At 67.6% G+C, this 24,020-nt stretch carries 28 protein-coding genes and 2 riboswitches; of the genes, 4 read left to right on the top strand and 24 right to left on the bottom strand.

What is annotated here, in order from left to right; translation table 11 throughout:
- Positions 1-60 precede the first annotated feature (60 nt).
- A riboswitch (TPP riboswitch) is annotated at positions 61-162 on the bottom strand.
- A 142-nt stretch (positions 163-304) separates the two neighbouring features.
- Positions 305-1,204: a 5'-3' exonuclease gene (locus tag BM357_RS00925; RefSeq protein ID WP_074948675.1), complete on the top strand. Its 900-nt coding sequence runs from the start codon at positions 305-307 to the stop codon at positions 1,202-1,204.
- Positions 1,205-1,268: 64 nt separating this feature from the next.
- Here BM357_RS00925 and BM357_RS00920 read toward each other — a convergent pair whose 3' ends face one another.
- The 16 genes from BM357_RS00920 to BM357_RS00845 form a co-directional block, all read right to left on the bottom strand.
- Positions 1,269-1,898: a GNAT family N-acetyltransferase gene (locus tag BM357_RS00920; protein WP_245783785.1), complete on the bottom strand. Its 630-nt coding sequence runs from the start codon at positions 1,896-1,898 to the stop codon at positions 1,269-1,271.
- On the bottom strand, positions 1,895-2,200 hold the full coding sequence (locus tag BM357_RS00915) for an MTH1187 family thiamine-binding protein (RefSeq protein ID WP_074948673.1): 306 nt from the start codon (positions 2,198-2,200) through the stop codon (positions 1,895-1,897). Before BM357_RS00915 ends, BM357_RS00920 begins: the two co-directional genes overlap by 4 nt.
- 190 nt (positions 2,201-2,390) lie before the next feature.
- Positions 2,391-2,762, bottom strand: a complete 372-nt coding sequence (locus BM357_RS00910) for an RNA polymerase sigma factor (protein WP_281245550.1) — start codon at positions 2,760-2,762, stop codon at positions 2,391-2,393.
- Between the two features lie 126 nt (positions 2,763-2,888).
- Complete coding sequence (locus tag BM357_RS00905) at positions 2,889-3,221, bottom strand: hypothetical protein (RefSeq protein ID WP_074948669.1); 333 nt, start codon at positions 3,219-3,221, stop codon at positions 2,889-2,891.
- A gap of 96 nt (positions 3,222-3,317) precedes the next feature.
- Positions 3,318-3,548 carry a helix-turn-helix domain-containing protein gene (locus BM357_RS00900; protein ID WP_074948667.1) on the bottom strand — a complete coding sequence of 77 codons (231 nt, stop codon included), beginning with the start codon at positions 3,546-3,548 and terminating at the stop codon, positions 3,318-3,320.
- A gap of 71 nt (positions 3,549-3,619) precedes the next feature.
- A riboswitch (cyclic di-GMP riboswitch) is annotated at positions 3,620-3,704 on the bottom strand.
- Between the two features lie 227 nt (positions 3,705-3,931).
- Complete coding sequence (gene hisI / locus BM357_RS00895) at positions 3,932-4,699, bottom strand: phosphoribosyl-AMP cyclohydrolase (protein ID WP_281245549.1); 768 nt, start codon at positions 4,697-4,699, stop codon at positions 3,932-3,934.
- A 155-nt stretch (positions 4,700-4,854) separates the two neighbouring features.
- Positions 4,855-5,640, bottom strand: coding sequence for an imidazole glycerol phosphate synthase subunit HisF (gene hisF, locus BM357_RS00890; RefSeq protein ID WP_074948665.1), 786 nt, complete (start codon positions 5,638-5,640; stop codon positions 4,855-4,857).
- On the bottom strand, positions 5,634-6,374 hold the full coding sequence (gene hisA, locus BM357_RS00885; protein WP_074948663.1) for a 1-(5-phosphoribosyl)-5-[(5-phosphoribosylamino)methylideneamino]imidazole-4-carboxamide isomerase: 741 nt from the start codon (positions 6,372-6,374) through the stop codon (positions 5,634-5,636). The genes hisF and hisA overlap by 7 nt, the downstream gene beginning before the upstream one ends.
- Positions 6,367-7,032, bottom strand: a complete 666-nt coding sequence (gene hisH / locus BM357_RS00880; protein WP_074948661.1) for an imidazole glycerol phosphate synthase subunit HisH — start codon at positions 7,030-7,032, stop codon at positions 6,367-6,369. The genes hisA and hisH overlap by 8 nt, the downstream gene beginning before the upstream one ends.
- On the bottom strand, positions 7,029-7,682 hold the full coding sequence (hisB, locus tag BM357_RS00875; RefSeq protein ID WP_083430050.1) for an imidazoleglycerol-phosphate dehydratase HisB: 654 nt from the start codon (positions 7,680-7,682) through the stop codon (positions 7,029-7,031). Before hisB ends, hisH begins: the two co-directional genes overlap by 4 nt.
- Positions 7,666-8,973 carry a histidinol dehydrogenase gene (gene hisD, locus BM357_RS00870; RefSeq protein WP_074948659.1) on the bottom strand — a complete coding sequence of 436 codons (1,308 nt, stop codon included), beginning with the start codon at positions 8,971-8,973 and terminating at the stop codon, positions 7,666-7,668. The genes hisB and hisD overlap by 17 nt, the downstream gene beginning before the upstream one ends.
- A complete protein-coding gene (gene hisG, locus BM357_RS00865; protein ID WP_074948657.1) occupies positions 8,970-9,611 on the bottom strand; it encodes an ATP phosphoribosyltransferase in 642 nt (213 codons plus the stop codon). Before hisG ends, hisD begins: the two co-directional genes overlap by 4 nt.
- On the bottom strand, positions 9,605-10,741 hold the full coding sequence (locus tag BM357_RS00860; RefSeq protein ID WP_245783783.1) for an ATP phosphoribosyltransferase regulatory subunit: 1,137 nt from the start codon (positions 10,739-10,741) through the stop codon (positions 9,605-9,607). Before BM357_RS00860 ends, hisG begins: the two co-directional genes overlap by 7 nt.
- Before the next feature lie 435 nt (positions 10,742-11,176).
- On the bottom strand, positions 11,177-11,818 hold the full coding sequence (locus tag BM357_RS00855) for a ferric reductase-like transmembrane domain-containing protein (protein ID WP_139234494.1): 642 nt from the start codon (positions 11,816-11,818) through the stop codon (positions 11,177-11,179).
- On the bottom strand, positions 11,794-12,852 hold the full coding sequence (locus BM357_RS00850) for an FAD:protein FMN transferase (RefSeq protein WP_074948653.1): 1,059 nt from the start codon (positions 12,850-12,852) through the stop codon (positions 11,794-11,796). Before BM357_RS00850 ends, BM357_RS00855 begins: the two co-directional genes overlap by 25 nt.
- Positions 12,852-13,376 carry a hypothetical protein gene (locus BM357_RS00845; protein WP_074948651.1) on the bottom strand — a complete coding sequence of 175 codons (525 nt, stop codon included), beginning with the start codon at positions 13,374-13,376 and terminating at the stop codon, positions 12,852-12,854. Before BM357_RS00845 ends, BM357_RS00850 begins: the two co-directional genes overlap by 1 nt.
- Positions 13,377-13,598: 222 nt before the next feature.
- On the opposite strand from BM357_RS00845, the gene BM357_RS00840 reads away from it, so the two are divergent.
- Positions 13,599-14,072, top strand: a complete 474-nt coding sequence (locus BM357_RS00840) for a YbaK/EbsC family protein (RefSeq protein ID WP_074948649.1) — start codon at positions 13,599-13,601, stop codon at positions 14,070-14,072.
- 38 nt (positions 14,073-14,110) lie between these two features.
- On the opposite strand, the gene BM357_RS00835 is transcribed toward BM357_RS00840, so the two are convergent.
- Together BM357_RS00835 and ispG are read right to left on the bottom strand one after the other, a co-directional pair.
- Entirely contained in the window at positions 14,111-14,830 is a 720-nt protein-coding gene (locus tag BM357_RS00835) for an MOSC domain-containing protein (protein WP_074948647.1), read from the bottom strand.
- A gap of 73 nt (positions 14,831-14,903) precedes the next feature.
- The gene (ispG, locus tag BM357_RS00830) at positions 14,904-15,992 is read right to left on the bottom strand and encodes a flavodoxin-dependent (E)-4-hydroxy-3-methylbut-2-enyl-diphosphate synthase (protein ID WP_074949218.1); all 1,089 of its coding nucleotides are present in this window, start codon (positions 15,990-15,992) and stop codon (positions 14,904-14,906) included.
- Between the two features lie 204 nt (positions 15,993-16,196).
- On the opposite strand from ispG, the gene BM357_RS00825 reads away from it, so the two are divergent.
- The gene (locus tag BM357_RS00825; protein WP_074948645.1) at positions 16,197-17,270 is read left to right on the top strand and encodes a class I fructose-bisphosphate aldolase; all 1,074 of its coding nucleotides are present in this window, start codon (positions 16,197-16,199) and stop codon (positions 17,268-17,270) included.
- 132 nt (positions 17,271-17,402) lie between these two features.
- On the opposite strand, the gene BM357_RS00820 is transcribed toward BM357_RS00825, so the two are convergent.
- The 5 genes from BM357_RS00820 to BM357_RS00800 all read right to left on the bottom strand — a co-directional run bounded on the left by BM357_RS00820 (position 17,403) and on the right by BM357_RS00800 (position 22,738).
- Positions 17,403-18,590, bottom strand: coding sequence for an ABC transporter permease (locus BM357_RS00820; protein WP_074948643.1), 1,188 nt, complete (start codon positions 18,588-18,590; stop codon positions 17,403-17,405).
- Between the two features lie 14 nt (positions 18,591-18,604).
- Positions 18,605-19,732: an ABC transporter permease gene (locus BM357_RS00815; RefSeq protein WP_074948641.1), complete on the bottom strand. Its 1,128-nt coding sequence runs from the start codon at positions 19,730-19,732 to the stop codon at positions 18,605-18,607.
- On the bottom strand, positions 19,732-20,673 hold the full coding sequence (locus BM357_RS00810) for an ABC transporter ATP-binding protein (protein WP_083430049.1): 942 nt from the start codon (positions 20,671-20,673) through the stop codon (positions 19,732-19,734). The genes BM357_RS00815 and BM357_RS00810 overlap by 1 nt, the downstream gene beginning before the upstream one ends.
- Positions 20,674-20,828: 155 nt before the next feature.
- The gene (locus tag BM357_RS00805; RefSeq protein WP_074948637.1) at positions 20,829-21,533 is read right to left on the bottom strand and encodes a response regulator; all 705 of its coding nucleotides are present in this window, start codon (positions 21,531-21,533) and stop codon (positions 20,829-20,831) included.
- Complete coding sequence (locus tag BM357_RS00800; RefSeq protein ID WP_074948635.1) at positions 21,530-22,738, bottom strand: sensor histidine kinase; 1,209 nt, start codon at positions 22,736-22,738, stop codon at positions 21,530-21,532. The genes BM357_RS00805 and BM357_RS00800 overlap by 4 nt, the downstream gene beginning before the upstream one ends.
- Positions 22,739-22,835: 97 nt before the next feature.
- Between BM357_RS00800 and BM357_RS00795 the strand changes: the two genes are divergently transcribed.
- Complete coding sequence (locus BM357_RS00795; RefSeq protein ID WP_425426462.1) at positions 22,836-23,036, top strand: YjzC family protein; 201 nt, start codon at positions 22,836-22,838, stop codon at positions 23,034-23,036.
- Between the two features lie 114 nt (positions 23,037-23,150).
- On the opposite strand, the gene BM357_RS00790 is transcribed toward BM357_RS00795, so the two are convergent.
- Positions 23,151-23,861, bottom strand: a complete 711-nt coding sequence (locus BM357_RS00790) for a hypothetical protein (RefSeq protein ID WP_074948631.1) — start codon at positions 23,859-23,861, stop codon at positions 23,151-23,153.
- Positions 23,862-24,020: the final 159 nt, after the last annotated feature.

Genomic DNA, 24,020 nt, shown 5'->3' with positions numbered 1-24,020 from the left:
CGTGTTCCGCCCGGTCTGCACAATCGACCGATCCGGCCCACAAAAGAGGTCCCACGCACGTGTTGTCCGATGGCACTTCCTCCCGCTGGTATTATCCAGATCGAGTCCATAGGGTTAGCGGCAAGCCGCTTCTCAGCCGGTACGGCACCCCTAGCGCCTCACGATGAAATTGTCACCTTCACTGTAGCACGCCGGACCTGCGGGTGCAATACGCCCGCAACGACGATGCCGGACCGGACCGGGTCCTGCGCAATCCTCCCGGCCAGTGGTATGATGACGAGGATACGGGAAGGAGAGGACGACGTTGGTCCCTGCCGATGTGTTGATGATCGATGGCAGTTCCCTGTTGGTACGAGCGTACTTCGCGACGCTCTATGGCGGCCGCCCGCGGCGCGCGGCCGACGGGCGGTACACCAACGGGGTGATGGGATTCCTCCACATGTTCACGCACGCGCTGGAACGGGTGCGGCCCCGCTATGTGGTCATCGCCTGGGACACCACCCGCGACACGTTCCGGCGCGACCTATATCCGGCCTATAAAGCCCAGCGAGGCGAGTTGCCGGAGGCGCTGTTGGAGCAGTTTGAGACGACGCAGCGGGTGCTCGCGGCGCTCGGGGTGGCACAGCACGCCGACCCTCGGTACGAAGCGGACGACATCCTCGGCACCCTCGCCCTCCGCTGTCAGGAGCAGGGATGGGACGGCCTCGTCCTCACGGGCGATCGCGATGCCCTCCAACTGGTCGCCGACGGGGTGACGGTATGCATCCTCCGCCGCGGCGTCGCCGAGACCGACGTGTACACGCCGGCCACGCTCCTGGAGACGTGGGGGTTGACCCCGTCTCAAATCATCGATCTCAAAGCACTCATGGGCGACGCCAGCGACAACATTCCGGGGGTGCCCGGCGTCGGCGAGAAGACAGCGAAGAAGCTGCTGGCCGAGCACGGGACCCTGGAGAGGGTGCTGGCGAACGCGGAGGCGTTGCCGGTTCGGCTGCGGGATCGCATCGTGGCACACCGGGAGATCGCCCTGCTCAGCAAGCGCCTGGCGACCATCGTCACGGACGTGCCGCTGCCGTTCGATCTCGCCGACTGCCTGCTGCGCGTCCACCTCAGCGACGCCCTGGAGGCGCTGCGGGCACTCGAGCTGGAGCGGGCGGCAGAGCGCTTGGCCCGCGCCGCGACGGCGGCCGGCGCCGCGGGGTGAAGCGCGAGGATCGGCGGAGATCGGTGAAAGAAATCGGTGAAGGGGATCAGAGGAGGGCCGGGCGTCAGGGGAGTGGATCACCCTTCACGATGCCGTAATACACCAGGTCGATGAAATGGCCGTCCTTGAATGCGTGGTGGCGGAGATGGCCTTCTCGCCGCATGCCGATCTTCTCCATGACCCGCATCGACGCCGGGTTGTGGGGCATGGCGGCCGCCCAGACGCGGTGCAGCCCGAGATCGGTGAAGGCGAACTGGACCATGCGGAGCGCGGCTTCGCTGGCGTAGCCCAGATTCCACCAGGGGCGCCCGACCCAATAGGCGAGCTCGGCCCGGTGGTGCCGCTGGGCGACGCCGAGGCCGACGCAGCCGACCAGTTCCCCGCTGTCTTTGCGCACCATCGCCCGCATGTACTGAGCGCCGGCCCGCTCCGCCTCGTTCGCGGCCTGAATCCACGCTTCGGCGGCGCCGTCCGGATAAGGATGGGGAATGTTGAGGGTCGTCCGCGCGATGTCCGAGTCCCCCGCCAAGCGCTGGACGGAGGGCGCGTCCGCCGCGGTGAAGGGGCGCAGGAGGAGGCGGTCCGTCTCCAGAAGTGCCCCCTGACCGGCTCCCTCAACGGTTCTTCCACGTTCCCGCTCCGACTCCCGAGCCGGTTCCTGTTCTCGCTGCGGTCCGTGCGGCTGGGTGGTCACCGGCGCGTCTTCTCCTCGACAGCGGCGACCTTTTCTTCCATCGAGTGGGAGACGTCCCGCCGATCGTCGATCTTCACGACCGTCGACAACCGCTTCGCGCCCATCGCCACCAGCGCCTCGTGCATCTCCTGAATCGCCTGGAAGATCTCCGGCAGTTCGCCTTCGATGGTGGTGAACATCGGATCGAGGCGGAACCGGAGATTCGGATGGCGCTCCAGGACTCGCTGCGTCTCGGCCACGTATGTGCTCACGCTGGTGCTGCCCGTCCCGAGGGGTGCGATGCTGACGGCCACAATGGCCATGGTGAATTCCTCCTTGTATAGTCCGGACCCCACAGTCCGCATGTTACCAACCCATTGTACCATCGCCCCGCACAGCAGAGTACGACGTGGATAAGCCCCGCCGAACCTGAACGGCGAGGCCTGGTTTTGTGAAAAGGACCCGGCGTACAACAGTCCTTCGTTTCCAGGGGCGAGCTGCCACACGGACGGATCAACTCGGTGCGTGTTCGGCGATCAGACAGGCCCTCAGTCGTTTCAAGGCGCGCGACTTTAAGCGGTGCACTGCTTGTTGCGTGATGCCCAGTTGTTCTGCCAACACGTGCTCCGGCACACCCTGGATGACCGTGGCGATGATGACCGTTCTCTGCTTAGGTGTGAGCAACGACAGCGCGGTTTCGAGGAACACGTGGTATTCGGCCTCCGACGCGGTGTCGGAGTGCGCCGCCAAGAGGTACAACATGTCCTCGCCGTCCTCTTCAGCTGGCGCATTCAGAATCAAGAGCTCCCGATGCCGCAGAATCTCTCTCTTCCTGGCCAACCTCGCGCCCTCCTGGCGTATGCCGGTGACAAACCACGCTACAATCCGCGCCTCCGCGAGATCCCAAGGGTCAGCTAAGGGAATGGTTTCATCCCGAACACCCTCTTCGCAATGAGCGTTTGTCGTGCTACCCCAGCCTATGGAGGTCCTCTGTGGACTATGCCTAAACCGTCAACCGCGCGTGGAAACCCGGCGATCACGCAAACACCTGACATGCCGCCTCACGACTTCGGGGCGTCCCGCCCATTCCAGCACCAAATGCCAACCTCCGATGGATGCCGCGCCAACCAGCAATCCGTCCAGCCAGATCACCGCCAATCCTCGCAGGGTGGTGGGAAAAGGTTGAATTGTCAGCATCACCAAGGCCTCCCCCACAATCAGCGCCAGCAGTTTGGTCGGAATCCGCCGAATCCCCGGAACGTCCTTCACGTACTCGATGATGATGACCGCTGCTGCGCTCAACGCCTCCGGGCTCTGCAACCACTCCCATCCCAGCCCTTGCATACGCCTTCCCCCATCCTCGGCGTCCTTGCGGTGTGCTCAGCCCCTGTACTCTATAAGGCGGGATCAGCTAGATGATTTAACAACGCCCACGTGCACTCACCGCGACCGCTCCTGCCAGCGTCTGAGTTCATCGCGCCCCCAGGTCGTGTTCGGCTTGTATCTGCGCACGGCCTGCGTGACCCACAACATCAACTCCACTTCATCGTCCTCGTTGTGGTGACTGTATTTCTTGATGAGCGGCATCAGGCGTTGAATAATCTGAACAATCGCGTCCTGGTCGCCGTTTTGCGCACGGTGGGTCAATTGTCTCAGCTTGGGTTGCTTCACGCGGACACCTGCCTCTTTGACGGTATGAGAAAACAAAAAACTGGCAAACTATCGCCAGTTGCACGCCGAGTATTAGCAACCTGGCAACCATAGCTTGAACGCCGTAGGCCCATGGCTTTGCGTCCCCCGGTTTCCCGAGGTTTGCCCGTTGTGTCTTTCGTTTTGTATCTTAAGTATAATAGGGTGTTTACTTTGGCTCAATCGGCGATATGGCTCGAGTGCGGGCAAGATACCATCCTGTCACCTTGTAAGGCTATTTCTCTCGTATTTTCAATATATTCCTCACAACTCCGATTCGGACGGCAATTTCCATGCAGCTCGCTCACCAACGCAGCGTGGCGCCGCGCACGTGCCGAAGGCGACGGGCAGCGCGACGCAAGAACTCATTTTTCTCGCTTCTGCAAAGCATGGAACACGTCCTGCGGCCGGATCCCTGCCACCTTCCACAGCGCCAACAGGTGGTACAGCAGATCCGCACTCTCCTCGACCAGCTCCGCGCGGCCAGCGGCCGACTCCACCGCGTTCTTCGCCGCAATCACGACCTCCGCGCTCTCCTCGCCGACCTTCTTCGCCACCTTGTCCACGCCCCGCTCGAACAGGTACGTGGTGTACGATCCCTGCGGCCGTTCCGTCCACCGCTGTTCGATCACGCGCCACAACCGCTCCAACACCTGCCCGCCGGCATCCTCAACCGCGGCCGGTTCAGCGCTCGTGTTGCTGTCCTTCACCGGATCCGTGCCCGCCGCACCTGCCGGCCCTGGCACAGCTCCGGCGTCGCCCACACCGGCCGCGCCCGCACCGCCGCCGTTCGGACCAGCGCCGAGGACGCTCTCCTTGTGCTGCAACACCCGGTAGAAGCACGACGCTGCCCCCGTGTGGCAGGCCGGACCCGCCGGCTCCACTCGGTACAGGACCGCGTCGCCGTCGCAGTCGATCCGCACCTCCACCACCCGCTGCACGTTTCCGCTGGTGGCACCCTTGCGCCAGAAGGACTGGCGCGACCGGCTCCAGAACCACGCCTGCCCCGTGCCGAAGGTGCGCTTGAGGGCCTCCCGGTTGGCGTACGCCAGCATCAAGACCTGGCCGCTGCGGGCGTCCTGGACCACCACCGGCACCAAGCCGGTGTCCTTGTCGTAGCGCACGGCCTCCAGCCACACCGCTTCCTCGCCGGCCGTGGCGGCACCGCCCGCCGTCGACGCCGCCGATCCCGCCGCCAACACAGTCTCCGATCCCGCCGGCACCACCGCCTCCTTCTCCGGCGCCACCGCTTCCGATCCCGCCGGCGCCACCACGTCCTTCCCCCGCGTCACGCGGGCGTCCCCGTGCCCGTCCACCGCACCGGCACCCCCTTTTGGCGCAGGAAGGCCTTCACCTGGCCGACGGACGTCTCCGCGAAGTGGAAGACGCTCGCCGCCAGGGCCGCATCCGCCTTGCCCTCGGTCAGCACTTTGTAGAAATGCTCCTTCTTGCCCGCGCCGCCGCTGGCGATGACCGGAATGTTCACCGCCTCGGCCACCAGGCGCGTCAGCGTGATGTCGAATCCCTCGCGGGTGCCGTCCTGGCGGAAGCTGGTCAGGAGGATCTCGCCCGCGCCGAAATCGGCCGCACGCTTCGCCCAGGTGATGACGTCCATGCCGGTGCCGACCTTGCCGCCCTTCACCATCACCTCATATTGGCCCATCGTCTCGTTGAGCTTGGCGTCGATGGCCACCACCACGCACTGCTCGCCGAAGCGGTGCGCCGCCTCGCGGATCAACTGCGGATTGCGGACGGCACCGGTGTTCATCGACACCTTGTCGGCGCCGGCCAACAGCAGGGCGCGGACGTCATCGACCGTCGACACCCCGCCGCCCACCGTGAGCGGGATGTTGACCTTCTCCGCCACCTGTGCCACCACGCGGTGGGTGGCCAGGCGCCCCTCCTCCGACGCGGAGATGTCGAGCAGGACCAGCTCGTCCGCGCCGTCCGCGCAGTAGCGCTCCGCGAGCGCCACCGGATCGCCCGCGTCGCGGCGGTTCTCCAAAAAACCGACGTGCTTGACGACACGCCCGTCGAGCACGTCAAAGCAGGGGATGATGCGCTTGGTCAGCATGCCGTCTCCTCCTCCCGCAGGGCTGCGAACGCCGCCGCCAAATCGAGCGTCCCGTCGTACAGCGAGCGGCCGGCGATGACGCCCGCCAGGCCCGCCCGGCGCGCCGCGAGGACGTCCTCCAGGCTGCGGATGCCGCCCGACGCGATGGCCCCGAGGCCCTCCGCCTGCACCGAGACGGCGAGGTCCAGGTTGGCCCCCTGCAGCGTGCCGTCCCGATTCACGTCGGTCACCAGCGCGTGGCGCACGCCCGCCTCAAAGAGGCCGCGCGCCACCTCGACCAGCGGCACGTCCGTCTGCTCCAGCCAACCGCGCACCGCCATCTTGCCCCCGCGCCCGTCGAGGCCCGCCACCAAGGCGTCCGCCCCGAAGCGCGCCACCGCCGCGTCCATCCAGTCCCGATCCAGCGCCGCGGTGCCGATCACGCAACGCGCCACACCGGCCTCAAGCCACTGCGCGATGGCGTCGTGCGTGCGGATGCCGCCGCCCACCTGGACGCGCACCCCGCGCGCCGAGGCGGCCCGCACCACCTGGCGCACCGCATCCACGTTGACCGGGCGGCCCGCTTTGGCGCCGTCGAGATCGACCACGTGCAGCCAGCGCGCCCCCGCGTCCATCCAGCGCGACGCCATCGCCGCCGGATCGCGGCCGTACTCCGTCTTCGCCTCGTAATCGCCGCGCGTCAGGCGCACGCACGCCCCGCCCAGGATGTCGATGGCGGGAAACAGGTCAAACATGGGCCTTCTCCCCTTTCGGCGCCGTCCACGCCCGGCAGATGGCGACGAAGTTGCGCAGGATCTTCTCGCCCACGGGGCCGCTCTTCTCCGGGTGAAACTGCGTCCCGCACACGGACCCCTTCGCCACCACCGCCGGCACCAGGGTGCGCCCGTACTGGGCGGCCGCCAGCAGGTGCTGCTCGTCCTGTACCACGGCGTGGAAGGAGTGGACGAAGTACACGTAATCCCCCTTGCGCACCCCTGCGAGCAGCGGGTGGTCTTTGACCACCGTGAGGTCGTTCCAGCCCATGTGCGGCACCTTGACGTCGTTCGGGAAACGCACCACCTTGCCCGGGAACACCCCGAGCCCCACGTGCGATCCATGCTCCTCGCTGAGCGAAAACAACAGCTGCATGCCGAGGCAGATGCCGAGCAGCGGCCGGCCCTCGCGGACCGCGCCGCGCACCACGTTCAAGAGGCCCGACGCGCGCAGTTGAAACATCGCGTCGCCAAACGCGCCCACGCCCGGCAGCACCACGCCCGTCACGTCGTCCCGCGCCGCCAGCAGCTCCTCCCACGCTTCGCCCCGGGCAATCACGGTCGTCTCCTCGCCCGCCCGCAGAAAGCCGCTGCGCACGCTCGACAGGTTGCCGATGCCGAGGTCCAACACCGCAATCATTCCAGCACCCCCTTGCTGCTCGGCACCGCGTCCCCGTCGAGGGCGACCGCCTCGCGCAGCGCGGCCGCCGTCGCCTTGAACAGCGCCTCAATCATGTGGTGGCTGTCCTCGCCGTAGAGCACCGCCAGGTGCAGGGCGAAGCGGCCCTCGTTGGCGAACGACTTGAAGAACTCCCGCACCAGCTCGGTCGGGAACGTCCCCACCCGCTCGGCCGGGATGTCGGCCTGGAGCACGAACGCCGGGCGGCCGGAGAGGTCAATCACCGCCCGCGCCAGCGTCTCGTCCATCGGCGTGTGCCGCTCGCCATAGCGGCGGATCCCCCGCTTGTCTCCGAGTGCCTGGTGCAAGGCCTTCCCCAGGCACAGGCCGATGTCCTCCACCAGGTGGTGATCATCCACATCCACGTCGCCGTCCGCCTGCACCGTCAGATCGAACCGCCCGTGCACCGCGAACAGGTGCAGCATGTGGCGCAGGAACGGTACCGGAAACTCCAGCTTGGCCTGGCCGCTGCCACGCAGGTTCAGGCTCAGGCGCACGTCCGTCTCGCCCGTGCGCCGCTCCACCGCCGCCTGCCAGCGCGGGCCCGCCTCCGGGGCGCCCGCCCCGCCCGCGCGAAGGCCCTCCGCCGGCCCGTCATTCCGATCCGCCATCCCGGCTCCCTCCTTCCGCGCGGATGGTCACCGCGCGCGCGTGTGCGGCAAGCCCCTCCGCTTCCGCGAGGGCGACGATGTCCGCCCGATGCCGTTCGAGGGCCTCCGGCGTGTACGCCACCCACGTCATCCGCCGCATGAAATCGAGCACCCCGAGGCCGGACGCGAAGCGCGCCGTCCCGTGCGTCGGCAGCACGTGGTTCGGGCCGGCGTAGTAGTCCCCCACCGGCTCCGGCGTGTGCGCGCCGAGGAACACCGCCCCCGCCGCCCGCACCCGCGGCAGCCATCGATCCGGCTCCCGCACCAACAGCTCCACGTGCTCCGGGGCGCTGCGGTTCACCACCTCGATGGCCTCCTCCAGCGTCGGGGCCACCACCACCGCGCCCCAGCGTTCGAGCGCGGCCCGGGCGATCTCCCGCCGCGGCAAGTCCGCCAACTGCCGCTCCAGCTCCCGCTCCACGGCGTCCGCCAGCCCCGCGTCCACCGTGACCAGGACCGCGCCCGCCTCCGGATCGTGCTCCGCCTGTGCGAGCAGGTCCGCCGCCACGAAGCGCGCATCGGCCGTCTCGTCGGTGACGATGAACACCTCGCTCGGCCCGGCGACGCTGTCGATCCCGACGTCCCCCATCACCAGGCGCTTCGCGAGGGCCACGTACAGGTTGCCCGGCCCCGCGATCTTGTCCACGCGCGCCACGCTCTCCGTCCCGTACGCCAGGGCGGCGATGGCCTGCGCGCCGCCGACGCGGTACACCTCCCGCACGCCGAGCAGGTGCGCCGCCGCCATCACCAAGGGGTGCGGCAACCCCGTCCCGCGCTGCGGGGGCGAGACCAACACCACCTCGTCGACGCCCGCCACCTGCGCCGGAATCACGTTCATCAGCACCGTCGACGGATACGCCGCCCGGCCGCCCGGCGCATAGACCCCGGCCCGCCGCAACGGCCGCCAGGTCATGCCCATCCGTTCGCCGTCCGATCCCGCCGCCTGCACGTCCTCCGGCCGCTGGCGCTCGTGAAAGCGCCGGATGCGATCCGCCGCTCTCTCCAGCGCCCGCTGCAGCGGCGCATCCAGGGTCGCCCAGGCCCGTTCGAGATCGGCCGGATCGACCCCAAGCGTCCACGCGCGTCCCGCCAGGCCCGGGTCGTCGAATTCCTCCGTGTACCGCCGAAGTGCCCGGTCGCCTTCCCGGCGCACCTGCGCCACCATCTCCGCGACGCGGCGCACCGCCTCGTCGTCCGCCGAGGCATTCCGCCGCCAATCGAACGATCCCGCCTCAACCCTCGCCAGCTTCATGACTCCACCGCCTCCCGCGTCAGCGCCTGCGCCAATTGATCCGTCACCCACTGGATGGCCTGCCGCTTCGTCCGGTAGCTGGACCGGTTCGCGATGAGCCGCGCCGACACGTCCAACACCTCGTCGAAGACCACCAACCCGTTGGCGGCCAGGGTCGCGCCGGTCTGGACGAGGTCAAAGATGCGATCCGCCAGCCCGATGACGGCCGCCAACTCAATGGATCCGCTGAGCGGAATCGTCTCCGCGGCGACGCCGAGGCTGCGGAAGTACTGATCGGCCAGCCGCGGATACTTGGTCGCCACGCGCCGCGGCCGCCGATCCCGCTCCTCCGGCCGCCCGGCCACGCACAGCTGGCAGCGCGCGGCCTGCAGATCCAACAGTTCATACACCTCGCGCCCGCTCTCGAGCAGCACGTCCTTGCCGACGACTCCGATGTCGGCCACGCCGAACGACACGTACGTGGGCACGTCGGCCGGTTTGGCGAGGAGGAAGCGCAGCGGCCCGTGGACCGGAGCCTCAACCTCGAAGACGAGGGCGCGGCTGTCGTCGAGATCGGCCGGGGCGGGCAGTCCCGCACGCCGCCACATGGGCACCACGTCGTCCGCCGTGCGCCCTTTGGCCAGAGCGATGGTCACCATGGGGATGCCTCCTCTCCTGACGCGGTGGTCCGGGCGCGCCCGGACGATTCCGCACCGCCGGCGGAGCCTGCGCCCCGCTCGTCGGCCTCGTGCAGCCACTCGCCCTCGGTCAACGCGGTCAGCAACCGCTCGGCCTCGAACGCAAACCCGATGGCCGGGGCGGGCGTGCCGAACTGCACCAGGAGATCGTCGTACCGGCCGCCGAGGGCGATGGGCGCGCCCGCGCCGGGCGCGAACACCTCGAAGACGATGCCGGTGTAATACGTCAGGTCCCGCACCAGGGTGAGATCGAACGACACCCGGTCCGCCAATCCCCGGCGCTGCAGCACCGCCGCGAGGTCGCGCAGCTCCCTCCACGCGCTGAGCGCCCGCCGACCGCTCTCGCTCTCCGCAAAGCGGTGCTGCAGCGGCTCGGGCAGGTCGGCGGCCAGCGGATTCAGCGTGGACAATTGATCCAGCACGTCGTCGGCGACGCCGGTGGCTGCGCTCAGGGCGCCCATCACGCCGCGGAACCCGACGTAATCCCCGCGCGCGAGGCACAGCGTCAGCGATTCGGCGGTCTCCGGCGCGATGCCGTGCGCCTCCAGGAACGCAGGCGCGAAGGCGGCGTGGCTCGCGACCATCTGCCAGCCGTCCAGCTCCAGCGCCCCCAGCGCCGCCTGGCAGAGGGCCATCACGTCGGCATCCGCCTCGGCGCCCGCGCGCCCGATCCACTCCACGCCCACCTGCGTCGACTCGGCCGCCTTGCCACTGGCCCAGGAGAGTGACGCGGGATCGTTCGTGCGCCGGTACACCCGTTCGGCGTACGACCAGCGGATCTCCTTCGTCCCCGCCGCGAGCAGCGGCGCGGCCATCCGGGCGATGGACGGCGTCATCTCCGGCCGCAGCACCACCGTCCGTCCGGTGGCGTCGACCATGCGCAGCCAGTCCTCCGCCTCGCTCGATGCGCGTCCGCGCAACAGGGTGTCCACATACTCCAACAGCCCGCAGGAGACCATCTCGAATCCGTTTTGCTCAAAGACCCGCAGCAGCTTCGACTCCAGTTGCCGCCGCCGCCTGGCCTGCTGCGGATACACGTCGCGCATGCCGAGCGGCCGGTCCGCCCAGCGCTGCTGCATATCTATCGACATGGGCATCACTCCGCGATTCCATCCAAGGCGGCCGTCGGCGCTTCCGCCCGCCGCCCGCTTTAGCTTGCTAATATGCTAAAGGATGTCTCGATTGTAGCCGGGGAAGAACGTGGCGTCAACCTGAAGAAGTGTGGAAGTCCGGAATGGGGTGCGGATCGCATCGACCCGCGCATGGGGAGTAGACAACCTCCGGCGCGAGGGCCGTATGGGCCCGCCGCCGAACCGCCCGTGGCAGACTCGTCCTTATGGTCGCAGTACGGATCCTCACCACGGCAGATTCGTCCTTATGGTCGCGGCGCGGACGCCACGTCGTGGCCGGTTCATGTTCACGGCGACGGCATAGTGGCAGAATCATTCTTATACTACCCACCCGGCACGGTGACAACGACAGATTCGCACTTACGTTCGAGGCGGATGCTCCTTATTGTGACAGATTCACGCCCGCCGCAGGAGCCGCGGCACCAGCACGCCCACGAACAATGCCGCCGGGACCACGTACATCCACGCCGCCCACACCGATGCCGCGTCCGTGCCCGAGAGCAGGCCGTGGAGCGTGACCAGGACGAAGACCGGGATCGATAAAAAGTGCACGGTCCGCCACACCCGCGACCCAATGTGCGGGCGCAGATACGAGGTGACCAACAGGACCGCCAAGCCGTACAGGGCCAACGCGCCGAAGCCCGTGTACAGCGGCCGGTACGACGCCGAGAAGGGCACCAACAGCTTGGACCACGGAAACGGAATCGTCGTGTCCTCGTGCAGCCCCCACAGGTGCAGGACGAGAAAGGCAATCACGAGGCTCGACGCAAACTGGTGCCACTGCGTCACGAGACGGCGGACCTTCCATCGGTCCCACACCCCCGCGCTGGACGTCAGCCCGAGCAGGGCCGTGAACGCCAACAGCTCGTACGCCGTGAACCCCGCCGCGCGTGCCATGTACCAGAAAATCTCGTTCTTCTCCTTCTCCGGCGGGAACATCACGACCACCCAGGCGTACGACGCCGCGATCACCACCAACAAAAACAGCACAGCACCCGCCAACGGGTACCAGGTCACCCGCTCTTCCGGCCTGTCCACGCGTGCCGCACCTCCCCGTCCGCCGCGATCATCACCCAGCCCCGCTGCGGTTGCCCGGCCAGCCACGCCGTCCCCGCGTCGCGACCGAGCAACAGGGCCACCTTCGCCAGCACCTCCGCCACCACCAGCCGCTCGTGCAACACCGTGCACGAGACCACATCCGTCTGTGCCGGTCGGCCCGTCCGCGGGTCCATCAGATGATGAACGATGCCATCCCCCGCCTGCCAACGCCGCCTGTACGTCCCGCTGGTCGCCAACGCCAGGTCCCAGACATCCAAGGTCAGCGCAGGTGCCGTGCCGCCGAACGGATCGTCGATGCCGACCCGCCATGGCCGTTCGCCGCACAAGCCCACGCAGACCATGTCTCCGCCGGCGTTGACGATGAACTGCCGCAGGCCCATCCCGCGCAGCCACGACGCCACCTGTTCCACAATCCAGCCTTTGGCAATGCCGCCGAGATCGATCTCGCTGCCCTCCACCACCTTCACCCGCAGCGCACGCTCGTCCAATTCATAGGCGGTCCTGTCCACGGGCAACGCGAGGTCCCCGGAATGAGGGGCCGGTTCCGGCCATTCTCCCCAAGGCGTCGGCCCGGACCGTTGCAACGGGGGAGCCGGAGTCAGTTCGGAGAAGGACACCCCGTACCCCGCCGCACGCATGGCCCGCCCGAGCCCCGGGTGGTACCAGCCCCCCGTGGCCCGCCGCGCGTCCTCCGCCAGCCGCAACACCTCCATCGTCCCCGGGTGCACCGGGACCCATCGCCCCGCCGCGGCGTTGATGCGGCTGATGTCGCTGTCGGGATGGAAGCGGGACAACCGGCGCTCCCAATCCGCGACGAGCCGCCGCGCCTCATCCAAGAGGCGCTCCACGCCGGTGCCGCCCGGCAATCGTTCTCCGCCGGTGTCGCCGGGCACATGCCTCGCGCGGGCCGGCTCCGCCGCTTCCCCGTCGGCCACCACCACCTCCACCGTGGTGCCCATCGCGGCGAAGGTGGTGCGCACCAGGTCATCCCGTCGTTCCGTCACGAGCCCCATCACGAGCCACCCGTCCGGACGTCCGGCGATTGCGCAGAGCTGATACCGGCCCCCCCGAAGGAGCCGCCATACGTGCTGCCGCCGTAGACGCCGCCATCATTCCCGCCGCCCGACGCGCCACCGTCCAAGCCGGAGCCTAAGTCGCGATGATGTCGCCTGCCCCCGATGGCTCCGCCGAAGCCCGCGTCACCGCCCCCGTACGCCCCGGAGGCCATCGAGCCGGATCTCGTCGATCCGCTCGCACCCTGCGATCCCGAGCCCTGCGCCGCCATGCCGCTCCCGGTCCCGTTCGTCTGGCCGATCCCCGTCGCCGCCGACACGGGCGATCCGCTGACCGTGTACCACAGAGTGAAAAATCCGGCCACCGAGGCCGCCACCGTCCCCCATGAGAACACCGACAGCCATCTCGCCTGACGCGCGCGTTGACGCCCCTGTTTCATCGCTTTCTCCGCCCGCGCGGCGTCCCGGGACGATATTCCCTGGACGGCCGGCCCCTGCGGGTCGCGCTTCGGATCCAGATCCATACGAATCCCCTCTCTTCGAACACTCTTGCTACAGGTATATCCGGTCAACCTTGAATTTGGCTCGAAACGATTGCGCCCGCCCACGCCCCCGGACGATTGCGGGATGGCGTGAAAAAGATGGCGTGAAAAAAGGAGAGAAGATGGGGGAAATCCGTGAAGAAGGAATCCGGGGATGGATCGTCGAAGAAGGCCGAATCTTCAATGGTTTTGGAGGGAACTCAGATGCCGCTGAAGGAGAGCGCCCAACGCGTGCAGGACGCGCTGCGCCAAAAGGGGTTCACGAATTCGGTGATCGAGCTGCCGGACAGCACCCGCACCGCCCAGGAGGCCGCCGACGCCGTCGGGTGCAGCGTGGCGCAGATCGCCAAGTCGCTCGTGTTTCGCACCGTGCACAGCGGCCGGCCCGTGCTCGTCATCGCCAGCGGCGCCGGGCGCGTGGATGAGGAGCGGATCGCGTCGCTGTGCGGAGAACCGGTGGAAAAGCCGGATGCGGCCTTCGTGCGCGCCGCGACGGGATTCGTCATCGGCGGCGTGCCGCCCATCGGGCACGCCCAGCCGCTGACCACCTTCATCGATCAAAACCTGCTTTCCCTCGACACCCTCTGGGCCGCCGCGGGGCACCCGAAAGCCGTGTTCCCGCTCACGCCGGACGAGTTGGTGCGGATGACCGGCGGGCAGGTCGTCCAGGTGCGGTGAGCGCAATCGGCACCCGGAGCGTCCGGTCCGGAGCCCCCTCACGCGCCCGCACTTGACAGCATCCGCTGCCAATCCGGGGACAGGTATGGGCACGCCGCCAGCGCTTTGGCGGCGGCCAAAAGGGCGTTCACGTCCACATCCGCGCTCTCCGTCACGTCCCCGCGCCGCCGCTTCAGGACGCGCAGCCCCAGATGCACCTCGTGGGCGCGGTGGATGGTCCACTCCGGACACGGGCGCTCCAACCGCTCCACCGCGTCCCCGGCGGCGACCCAACCGGGCTGCAGGACGCGCGCGTACCAACCGGATCGAAACGTCGACTCCACCCGCGCCACCAGGTCGGGGACGCCGACGCGCCGGGCCAGCTTCCAGCACGGCGATCTCGGTTGCGACACCTGCACCACCGCCCCATCGGGGCCACCGATGCGGTACACGTCGCCGATGCAGACCGTCGCCTCGTCCAGGTCCGTCACCGTCAGGTTCTCCCCGAACCAGCCGCAATCCAGCTCCGCCAATCCCAGCTCCGCCCGCCACTGCGGGTAATGCCCGGCGCCGTACCACAGCACCGCCCGGTGCGGCCCGCCGTGGTGCACCAGATCCGCCTGGGCGTCTCCATCCAGATGCTCCTCGCCCAGCCACACCCTGCCGGACACCGGCGTCTTCCAAATCGCCGACGTCCACGCCAAACCGCGGCCGTCGTCCGCCTGGGTGAGCACCTCCCGCGGCTGGCCCGTCTGTACCGACAACACCCGTGCCGTCATCCATGCATCGACTCCATTTCCAACCCGGTCTGCCCCGCGCGCCCCGCATCGGACGGCCTCGACGCCCGGACGGTTATTCGTCAATCGATCCCGTTTCCTGATACCGCTTCGCCATACGGTCAATCTCCTTCTTCAGCTCGCTGACCAATTCCGCCTCCGGGATCTTCCGCACCACCTTGCCCTTGCGGAACAGAAGCCCCTCGCCGCGCGCACCGGCGATCCCGATGTCCGCCTCCCGCGCCTCGCCCGGGCCGTTGACCGCGCAGCCGAGCACCGACACTTTGATGGGCGCCTTGATGTTCTGGAGATACGCCTCCACCTCGTTGGCGATGGCGATGAGATCGATGTCGATGCGCCCGCAGGTCGGGCACGATACCAGGGTCGGAGCATTCGAGATCAGATGGAAGGTCTTCAACAGCTCGCGCGCCACCTTGACTTCTTCCACCGGATCGGCGCTCAGCGACACCCGGATGGTGTTGCCGATGCCCATCGACAACAGGGTCCCCAGGCCGGCCGCGCTCTTGATGGTGCCGCTGTACAGCGTCCCCGACTCGGTGATGCCTAGGTGCAGCGGGTAGTTGAACGACTCCGCCGCCAGGCGGTACGCCTCAATGGCCAGAGGCACGTCGGACGCCTTCATCGACACGATGATGTCGTGGAAATCGAGTTCCTCCAGGATCCGGATGTGGTGCAAGGCGCTCTCCAGCATCCCTTGCGCCGTCGGATACCCGTACTTCTCCAGGATGTGCCGCTCCAGGGACCCGGCGTTGACCCCGATGCGGATGGGGATCCCCCGCTCCTTGCACGCCTTCACCACGGCTTCGACGCGATCGCGCTTCCCGATGTTGCCCGGGTTGATGCGCACCTTGTCGATCCCGTTCTCGATTGCCTTCAACGCCAGCCGGTGATCGAAATGAATGTCCGCGACCAGCGGGATATGAATCTGCCTCTTGATCTCCTTGATGGCTTCCGCAGCCTCCAGATTGTTGACGGTCACGCGCACCAGTTCACAGCCAGCCTCTTCCAGACGGTGGATTTCCGCCACGGTCGCCTGCACATCGGCGGTCTTGGTGGTGGTCATACTCTGGATGATGACCTTGTTGCTTCCGCCGATGGTGAGGTTGCCGACGCGCACCGGGCGCGTCTGCGTGCGGTGATACATGTCCATCCCTCACCTTCCGTTGCACGCCCATTATACCGCAAATCGTTTTTCCATTCGGGGCCGGGATCTGTTACATTAATGACGGGTTTCAGCACGTCCTGCACACCCGTGCGCAGGCTGGCCCGTCGGAGCGGTCCCCCCCGCGGATGCGGCCCGAGGGCGCCCTCCTGCGCGGGGTGATTTGGATTCAGAGAGGTGACAGGCATGCTTTCCATGGACGACATCGTCCGCTACCTGGGAGACGAATCGGACGCCCTGTTGCGCCACGAATGCAAGACCATCCCCAAGGAGGCCCTCACGGTCCCGTCGCCCGCCACGGTGGACGAGGTGTTCACCCGCTCGGACCGCAACAACCAGGTCCTGCGCAACCTTCAGCAGCTCTTCAACACCGGCCGCCTCGCTGGCACCGGCTACGTCTCCATCCTGCCGGTCGACCAGGGCATCGAGCACTCGGCGGGCGCGTCTTTCGCCAAAAATCCGGCCTACTTCGATCCCGAGAACATCGTCAAGCTGGCCATCGAGGGCGGCTGCAACGCGGTCGCGTCCACCTTTGGCGTGCTCGCGCTGACGTCCCGCAAGTACGCCCACAAGATCCCGTTCATCGTCAAGATCAACCACAACGAACTGCTCACGTATCCGAACAAGTACGACCAGGTGATGTTCGGCAGCGTGCGTCAGGCGTGGGAGCTCGGCGCGGCCGGGATCGGCGCGACCATCTACTTCGGGTCGGAGGAGTCCACGCGCCAACTGCAGGAGGTCAGTGAGGCGTTCCAGGAGGCCCACGAGCTCGGCATGTTCACGGTGCTGTGGTGCTACTTGCGCAACTCCCGCTTCAAACAGGGCGGCGTCGATTACCACACCGCGGCCGATCTCACCGGCCAAGCCAACCACCTGGGCGTCACCATCGAGGCGGACATCATCAAGCAGAAGCTACCGGAGACCAACGGCGGTTACAAGGCGCTCAATCTGGAGGGCAGCAGCTACGGGAAGACGGACGAACGCATCTACACCCAGCTGACCTCGGATCACCCCATCGACCTCACCCGCTACCAGGTGGCCAACTGTTACATGGGCAAAATCGGCCTCATCAGCTCCGGTGGCCCGTCCGGACAGAACGACTTCGCCGAGGCCGTGCGCACCGCCGTGATCAACAAGCGCGCCGGCGGCATGGGCCTCATCTCCGGCCGCAAGGCGTTCCAGCGCCCGATGGAAGAAGGCATCCAACTGCTGAACGCGATTCAGGACGTGTATCTGTGCAAGGAGATCACCATCGCGTAAGCCATCGCGAGACGCCCTGTGGTTCAGGGCGAAAGCGCAGGCGGGTGGTTTCTGGACCGCTTGCCGCGCGCAATACCGCCTGCTCCGGGAGATACGGAAGGCCCGCCGCACCCTGCGGCGGGCCTTTGCTGCTCACGAGTACCGCAACTGCACCATGCCGACCGTGAAGAACACGACGGCGAGAACGGCCAACACGCCCAGGGAGAGCCAGGTGTCCGGCGTCGCGCCCCAGCCGAGGACGGCCGCCTTGAACCCGTTCATCGCCCATCCCTGCGGGACGAACCAGGCCAGCCGCTGCATCCATTCCGGTTCGATGTCCAGCGGCCAGTACGCACCGCCCACCATGCTGGTGGTCACGGCCACGAACGTGCCGATGCTCATGTGCTGCTCCACGTTCTTGACCAGGCCCGCGATGCACAGGGCGATGCCGCAGATGGCCAAGACGTACGCCGTGACCACCGCAATCGCCGGCGGATTGAGCGGGACGGGGCTGCCGAACGCCGCGCCAGCCAGGCACAGGATGGCGAACTGCACCCAGCCCACCGAAAAGAACGCCAAACCGTAGCCGGCGAGGACCTGCCAGGGCGGGGCAGGGCTGGCGAGCAGCCGGTCCCATACGCCGCTGTTGCGATGCAGCAGCACCGTGCCCGTACTGCCGAACACCGTGAAGATGATGAACATGAGGGCGACCCCGATGACCGCCTGCTGTTCCTGCGGCAGGCTCGCCGACGCCCGGTCGTCTGCCGACGTGCTCACGGCGCGGCTGGCGAACGCCGGGGTCAGGTGCAGCGCCTCCTGCATCCCGGCCGCGAACGCCTCTGCCCGCCGGTCCCCGCCGCTGGTCCCGGATACGTCCGCATGCCCGGCCGTGGCCTGCTGGACGCCCGCCTCCCCCAACAGCGTCCATTCCTGCATGCGCTCCTGCAGCCGCTGGATGCGGACCTGGGCATCGGCACTGGCGTTCGGCGAATTCACCCAGATGACCTGAGGCGTCTGCCCCCTCAGCACCGCGTCCTGAAAACCGTGCGGGAAGGTGACGATGCAGGCCGCCCGGAACGACCGAAGGGTATCACCGATGGCGTCGTCCGCCACCTCCTCGACGTGAACGCCGTCCGTCTGGCGCAGCGCGGCGATGTACGCTCTCGCGACCACCGTGTGATCGTCGTCCACCACCGCCACCGGCAGCGTCTGGCCTCCGATGCGCGGCAGGATGCCGAAGACCAACAGGAACACCACCGGCATCACCAGCATGTACACCAGGTTCGCGCGGTTGCGCACCGTGCCCGTCCAAAATCCTTTGAAGATGCTCCAAACCGCCACGGTTGTCCCCCCTTTCACGCCACCGCCGGCCGCCGCACGGCAGCCGCCAGCAGGCAGACCAGCGCCACGGCAAGCAGGTACACCGCCGCCACCCACACCTCATGCCACGACACGCCCATGGCCGAGTCCAACCAGGCCTTGAGGATGCGGCCGTTCGGCAGGAACTGCGCCAGGCGCTGCACCCAGTCCGGAAATCCGTAGACCGGGTACATGCTGCCTCCCAGCACGGCCATCACGTTGACGCCGATGCCCGCGAGCCCGTCCACCACCGCCTCGGACCGCACCCAGCGCCCGATGACCAGCGACAGGCCGGCGAGCGCAAAGAGGTACGAACCGGTCAACACCCCCATCTGCAACGGCGGACCGGTGTCTGCCCCCAGGATCCATCGATACGCCGCGAACAGGACGAGGCACTGGGCGGCGAGCACGAACAGGGTGGAGATGAGATCTCCCACCGCGACGGCGGAAGTGGAAACCGGCCCGGCGGCAATCCGTTTGAATTGGTCCGATTGCCGGATGCGAACCAGAACGCCCGCACGCTGGACCGCATGCAGCAACAGGAACATCGCCATCATCGCGTACGCGTAATACGTCTTCGCATTCAACGGCCGCGTGCCTGAAGCCGCCTCCCGGATCTGCAGCGGCTCACCGGCCGCAGCGGACGCGGGCGGCAGGCCGTCGCGGATGGCGGTACTGACCGCCGACCACCGGCTGCCGAAGCCATCGACGTATTGCTGCACCAGCCCTTGGCGGAACGCCTGCTGGACCGGCGCCTCCACGTTCACCTGAGCCGATCCTCCGTGATCGATCACGCCGGAGGCCCCGTGCGGGATTTCCAACGCCACGTCCGCCTGCCCGGACGCCAGAGCTTGGCGGGCGGATTCCGCACTCGCCGCCTCCGAGACGCGGAACAGCGATTGACCCTTCAGGAAAGCGGTCAGTTGCTGGGCATACGCGCCGCCGTCGGCGTCATGGACCACCACCCGCACCACGGGCAGCGGTTTTCCGGCGAACAGGCCGTTCAACGCAAAGCCCAGGATGGCCGTCAACACCAGAGGCATGGCCAGGATCAGCAGCAGCGCCTTGCGATCCCGCAGCAGATCCAACAGCTGTGCCCACACCATTGCCCACACCACGCGCATCAGGCGTCCCCCCCGTCGCGCAGTCTCCGGCCTGTCAATTGCAGGAAGGCGGCCTCCAGATTCGGGCGCTCGATGTCAATCCGCAGCGGCGCAATCCCGTATTGGGACAACGCCAACACCGCCTTCCCGACGGCCGGCCCCGGGTCGCGCACGTGGAACGAGATTCGGCCCTCTCCCGCTTCCACGCGTTCCGCCGGGAGCGCCTGCTGCAGCGCGTCCAAGGCGGGCGCCGGATCGCCGTCGAGGTCCATGCGGACGGTTGACAGGCCGCCCGCCAACAGCCGGACGTCGTCCAATGCCCCGTATGCAATCATCCGCCCGTGATCCAGGATGGCGAGACGGTTGCACAGGTACTCCACTTCCTGCATGTAGTGGCTGGTGTAAATAACGGTCATGCCGTCGCGGTTCAACTCCCGAACGGTGTCCAGGATGTGGTTGCGTGACTGGGCGTCGATGCCCACCGTCGGCTCGTCCATGATCAACACCTCCGGGCGATGGATCAGGCCGACGGCGATGTTCAGCCTCCGTTTCATCCCGCCGGAAAACCGCTCCACCCGCTGCTTCCGATGGTCCGTCAGGCCCGCCACCCGCAGGCACCACTCCACGTTGTCCCTCAGTCTGGCCCCGTGAACGCCGTACACCTGGCCCCAGTAGCGCAGGTTTTCCTCGGCGGTCAATCGCTCGTGGAGGGCGATGTGCTGGGGGACCAGCCCCAGTCGTTGCTTGACAAACCGGGGATGCGCGCGCAGGCTGTGCCCCTGCAGCAACACCTCCCCGCTGTCCGGCTGTATGAGGCCGGAAACCATGGCGATGGTCGTCGATTTCCCGGCCCCATTGGGTCCGAGCAGCCCGAAGGCGTCCCCGGGCGAGACGGTGAAGCTGACGCCGTCCACCGCCACGTGAGACCCGTATGTCTTGCGCAAATCCCTGACCTCCAACACGCCCATTCCTCCATTCCGTGTCCGTGCGCGCCCTCATCGTATCAGGGGCCGGCACCGTGCCGACAGTGCCAAACGGCATAAAAAGAGCCCCCTGAAGGGGCGATCTTCTTCCCACATCCATGACCTTTGTCATCCCACCGGCAGCGTCCCCTGCCTCACGCGTCCGCGCCTGACCCGCTCACGCCAAAGCCCCGCCGGACCGCGTACACGGCCGCCTGCGTGCGGTCGCGCAGGCCCAGCTTGGTGATCACGCTGCTCACGTGATTCTTCACGGTCCCCTCGCTCACAAACAGTTCGCGGGCAATCTCGCGGTTCGACAAGCCCTGCGCCAGACGGTGCAACACCTCCCGCTCGCGGTCGGTCAACGCTTCCTCCCCCGGCAAGGGAGGCATGGTCGCCCCGCCCCCCGTGTCAGGCACGGTGGACTCGGCGTGCATCCCCTCCGTGTGCACCGCGGCGAGAAATTCGCTCGCCACCCGCGGCGGAAGAACCGCTCCGCCCTCCATCACCGTGCGGATGGCTTCGGCGATCTCCTCGGCGCGCATATCCTTCACCAGATAGCCATTCGCTCCCGCTCTCAGCGCGTCCACAATGTCGGCCCGGTCGTCATAGGTGGTGAGCATCAACACGCGCAGATTCGGGCGGAGCCGGCGGAGCTGACGGAGCGCGGAGATCCCGTCACAACGCGGCATGCGGATGTCGAGCAGGACCACGTCGGCCTCCTGCCGCTCCGCCAGGCGGACGGCCTCCTCGCCGTCGCAGGCCTCGCCCACCACCTCCATGTCCGGCTCCAACTGCAACAGCGTGCGCAACCCGTCGCGCATCAGGCGCTGGTCATCGACAATCATCACGCGAATCATGCCCCCATCCCCTCCAACACCGGAACACGCACCCGCAGGTGAAATCCCTGTCCGGGCCGGGTGTCCGCATGGACGTCCCCGCCCAGCCGCTGTACCCGCTCGCACATGGTGCCCAGCCCGAAACCGGCCAGCGCCCCGTTGGCGCCGCGCCCGTTATCCGACACCTCCAGCGTCACCATACCGTCCGCCATGCGCAGGCGGACGGTGACGATGGTGGCGCGGCCATGGCGGTGGGCGTTCGTCAACCCCTCCTGAAGGGCCCGGTAAAGCACCCCGAGGCAATACGTCGGCAGGGAGTCCACCCCTCCTGCGTCGAAGCGCACCTCCATCCCGGTCAGGCCGCCGTACTGGATCGCCAAGCGCCGCAGCGCCTCCACGCCCTCGCCGGCCACCTGACTGCGCAGGGCGTGGACAGAGCGGCGGACATCGGCGAGGGATTCCTGGGCGAGCACCTCACACACTTCCAGATTCCCCACGGCCGCGGCGCTGTCCCCCTGCGCCAGGACGCGCCGCGCGGCCTGCAGTTGGACGAACAGGGCGGTCAATCGGTGGGCGACCGTATCGTGGATCACCCCGGCAATCCGGTTCCTCTCCTCCGCCACGGCGAGCCGATGGACCCGCTCGGCGTATTCGTTCACCTGCTCGTTGTACCGGGACACCTGCTCGGTCCGGCGCTGGATCTCCTCCAACGCCGCCCGGTGCCATGTGCGTTCGCGGCACAGCGTCCGCCACAGGTGCTCGCAAGCCACCACCAGGCCCGACGCCACGACATACGGCAGGTACGTCCAGACCGCGGTCAGGACGGGCAGGGAGACGACCCGTGCGGCCCACATGACGGCCGTCACGACGCCCAGGGAGGCCGCCCCGTCCAATGCCCACTGCACGCGTTCGCGCAGTGCCAGCGCCGCGGCGGTGCCCGGTGGCGTCCAGAGGATGATGAGCAGGCGGACATCCGGCTCCGCGTGCGCCGAGAACCACGCCGCCAGCCCCCAGGACACCACGCCCTCCACCCATACCGTGCGGCCGCGGATCCGTGGCCACGCTGGATGCGGCGAACGGCTGGCCAGCACGGCGCTGGTGCCGCAGAACGCCGCGGCCGCCACGGCGCAGACCGCCGCCGTATCCAACGAAGGATGCATGACGGCGAAGGTGATCACCGCGGTCATCCAGATCATCCAGCGAAACAACCACAGGAAAGGGCGCACGGGAACCAACTCCTGCTCGATGTGGCGGGAGGCATCCGATCTCCCTCTGCATACACTCGGACATGCATCCCCATATTAGAACATATCAGAAGATGAGGTGGTCCGTTTGGGACAGAACAACGTCTTTGAGCCAGGCTGGGAAGTGCCGAATGACGGATGGTACGTGGAGATTGGGGAACATCCGGACAGCCGGAACCTGCACCATCCGAACCGGGTGTATTTGAAAAAGGGGGACTCGTTTCCCCACACGCGCAATCGCAACCGCAAGTGGACCCGCGACAACAACCGCCACTCGTGATGCTGCGCCGGCGGTGCCGCAGGACAGGCGTTTGATGGATCCTCCCCCGCCAGCGTCTGTGCGAAGTGCCGTCCGCCAGCGTCGGAAGCCCGCCCCGGCGCCGCCTCTGGTCCGTCACCGGGCGCCGTTCGGAACGGACTCCACCCACACGTGCGCAGGGGGCGTCAACAGGCGGTACCCGCAATAGGTGATCCCCCATCCCACAAACATCACGCCCCAGAACAGATCTCCCCAGCCCAGCCGGGCCGATGTCCCGGCCATGGAGATCACCAGCACGCCGCAGGCCAACCAGAGGTTCCCGTACAGGAACCGGACCGGGGCCTGCCTGCGGTACGTCTTCCACGCCGACCAGGCCGCAATGCCGATGACGGCCGCCGCGCCGAATGTGTTCAGCGGAATGAGCACCCCCAACCAAGCCCCCGGCGCCAAGATGCCGGTCCCGGCCTGTCCGGCCAGCGCCGCCAAGGCCTGGGCTTGAATGGGGGCCTGCGACAACAGGACGCTGCCGGCGGCGCCGGCCAACGTCACCGCCGACGCGAGCAGCCACACCCACCTCGGGCGCAGCACCAACGCCAGGCTCCCCAGCCCCATCCAGGCGGGCATCCACATCGCCCCGAGGATATAATACAACCGGAACCACACCTCGGCGGCGGCACCGGATGACCAGACCGCACCGCAATAACTGAACGACGCGACCGCGGAGGCCGCCAGCGACACGCTCCAAAACAGGTGGCTCAGGCGCCGGTGCTGCAAGTACCGCCTGAAGACCGACCCCAGAAACACGATGCAAACCCATCCGGTTGTAAACGCCAAGGCCGAGCCCACGCCTATCCCTTCTCCAAGCCGGACCGCCGCACCGCTCGGTGACCCCCGTGGCGCACAGGGGGCGGCCCGGTGTTCGGGCCATCCGCGGGATCGCGTCCGGCAGAATGTACGGAAGCCGCCGCGGATGGCTCCACGGCGGCGAGCGATGCCAGATTCACT

The organism is Paenalicyclobacillus macrosporangiidus, from assembly GCF_900116805.1.
Classification (GTDB): domain Bacteria; phylum Bacillota; class Bacilli; order Alicyclobacillales; family Alicyclobacillaceae; genus Alicyclobacillus_H; species Alicyclobacillus_H macrosporangiidus.
The sequence above is the reverse complement of the archived record's forward strand: the minus strand, read 5'-3'. Positions and strand labels throughout refer to the sequence as shown.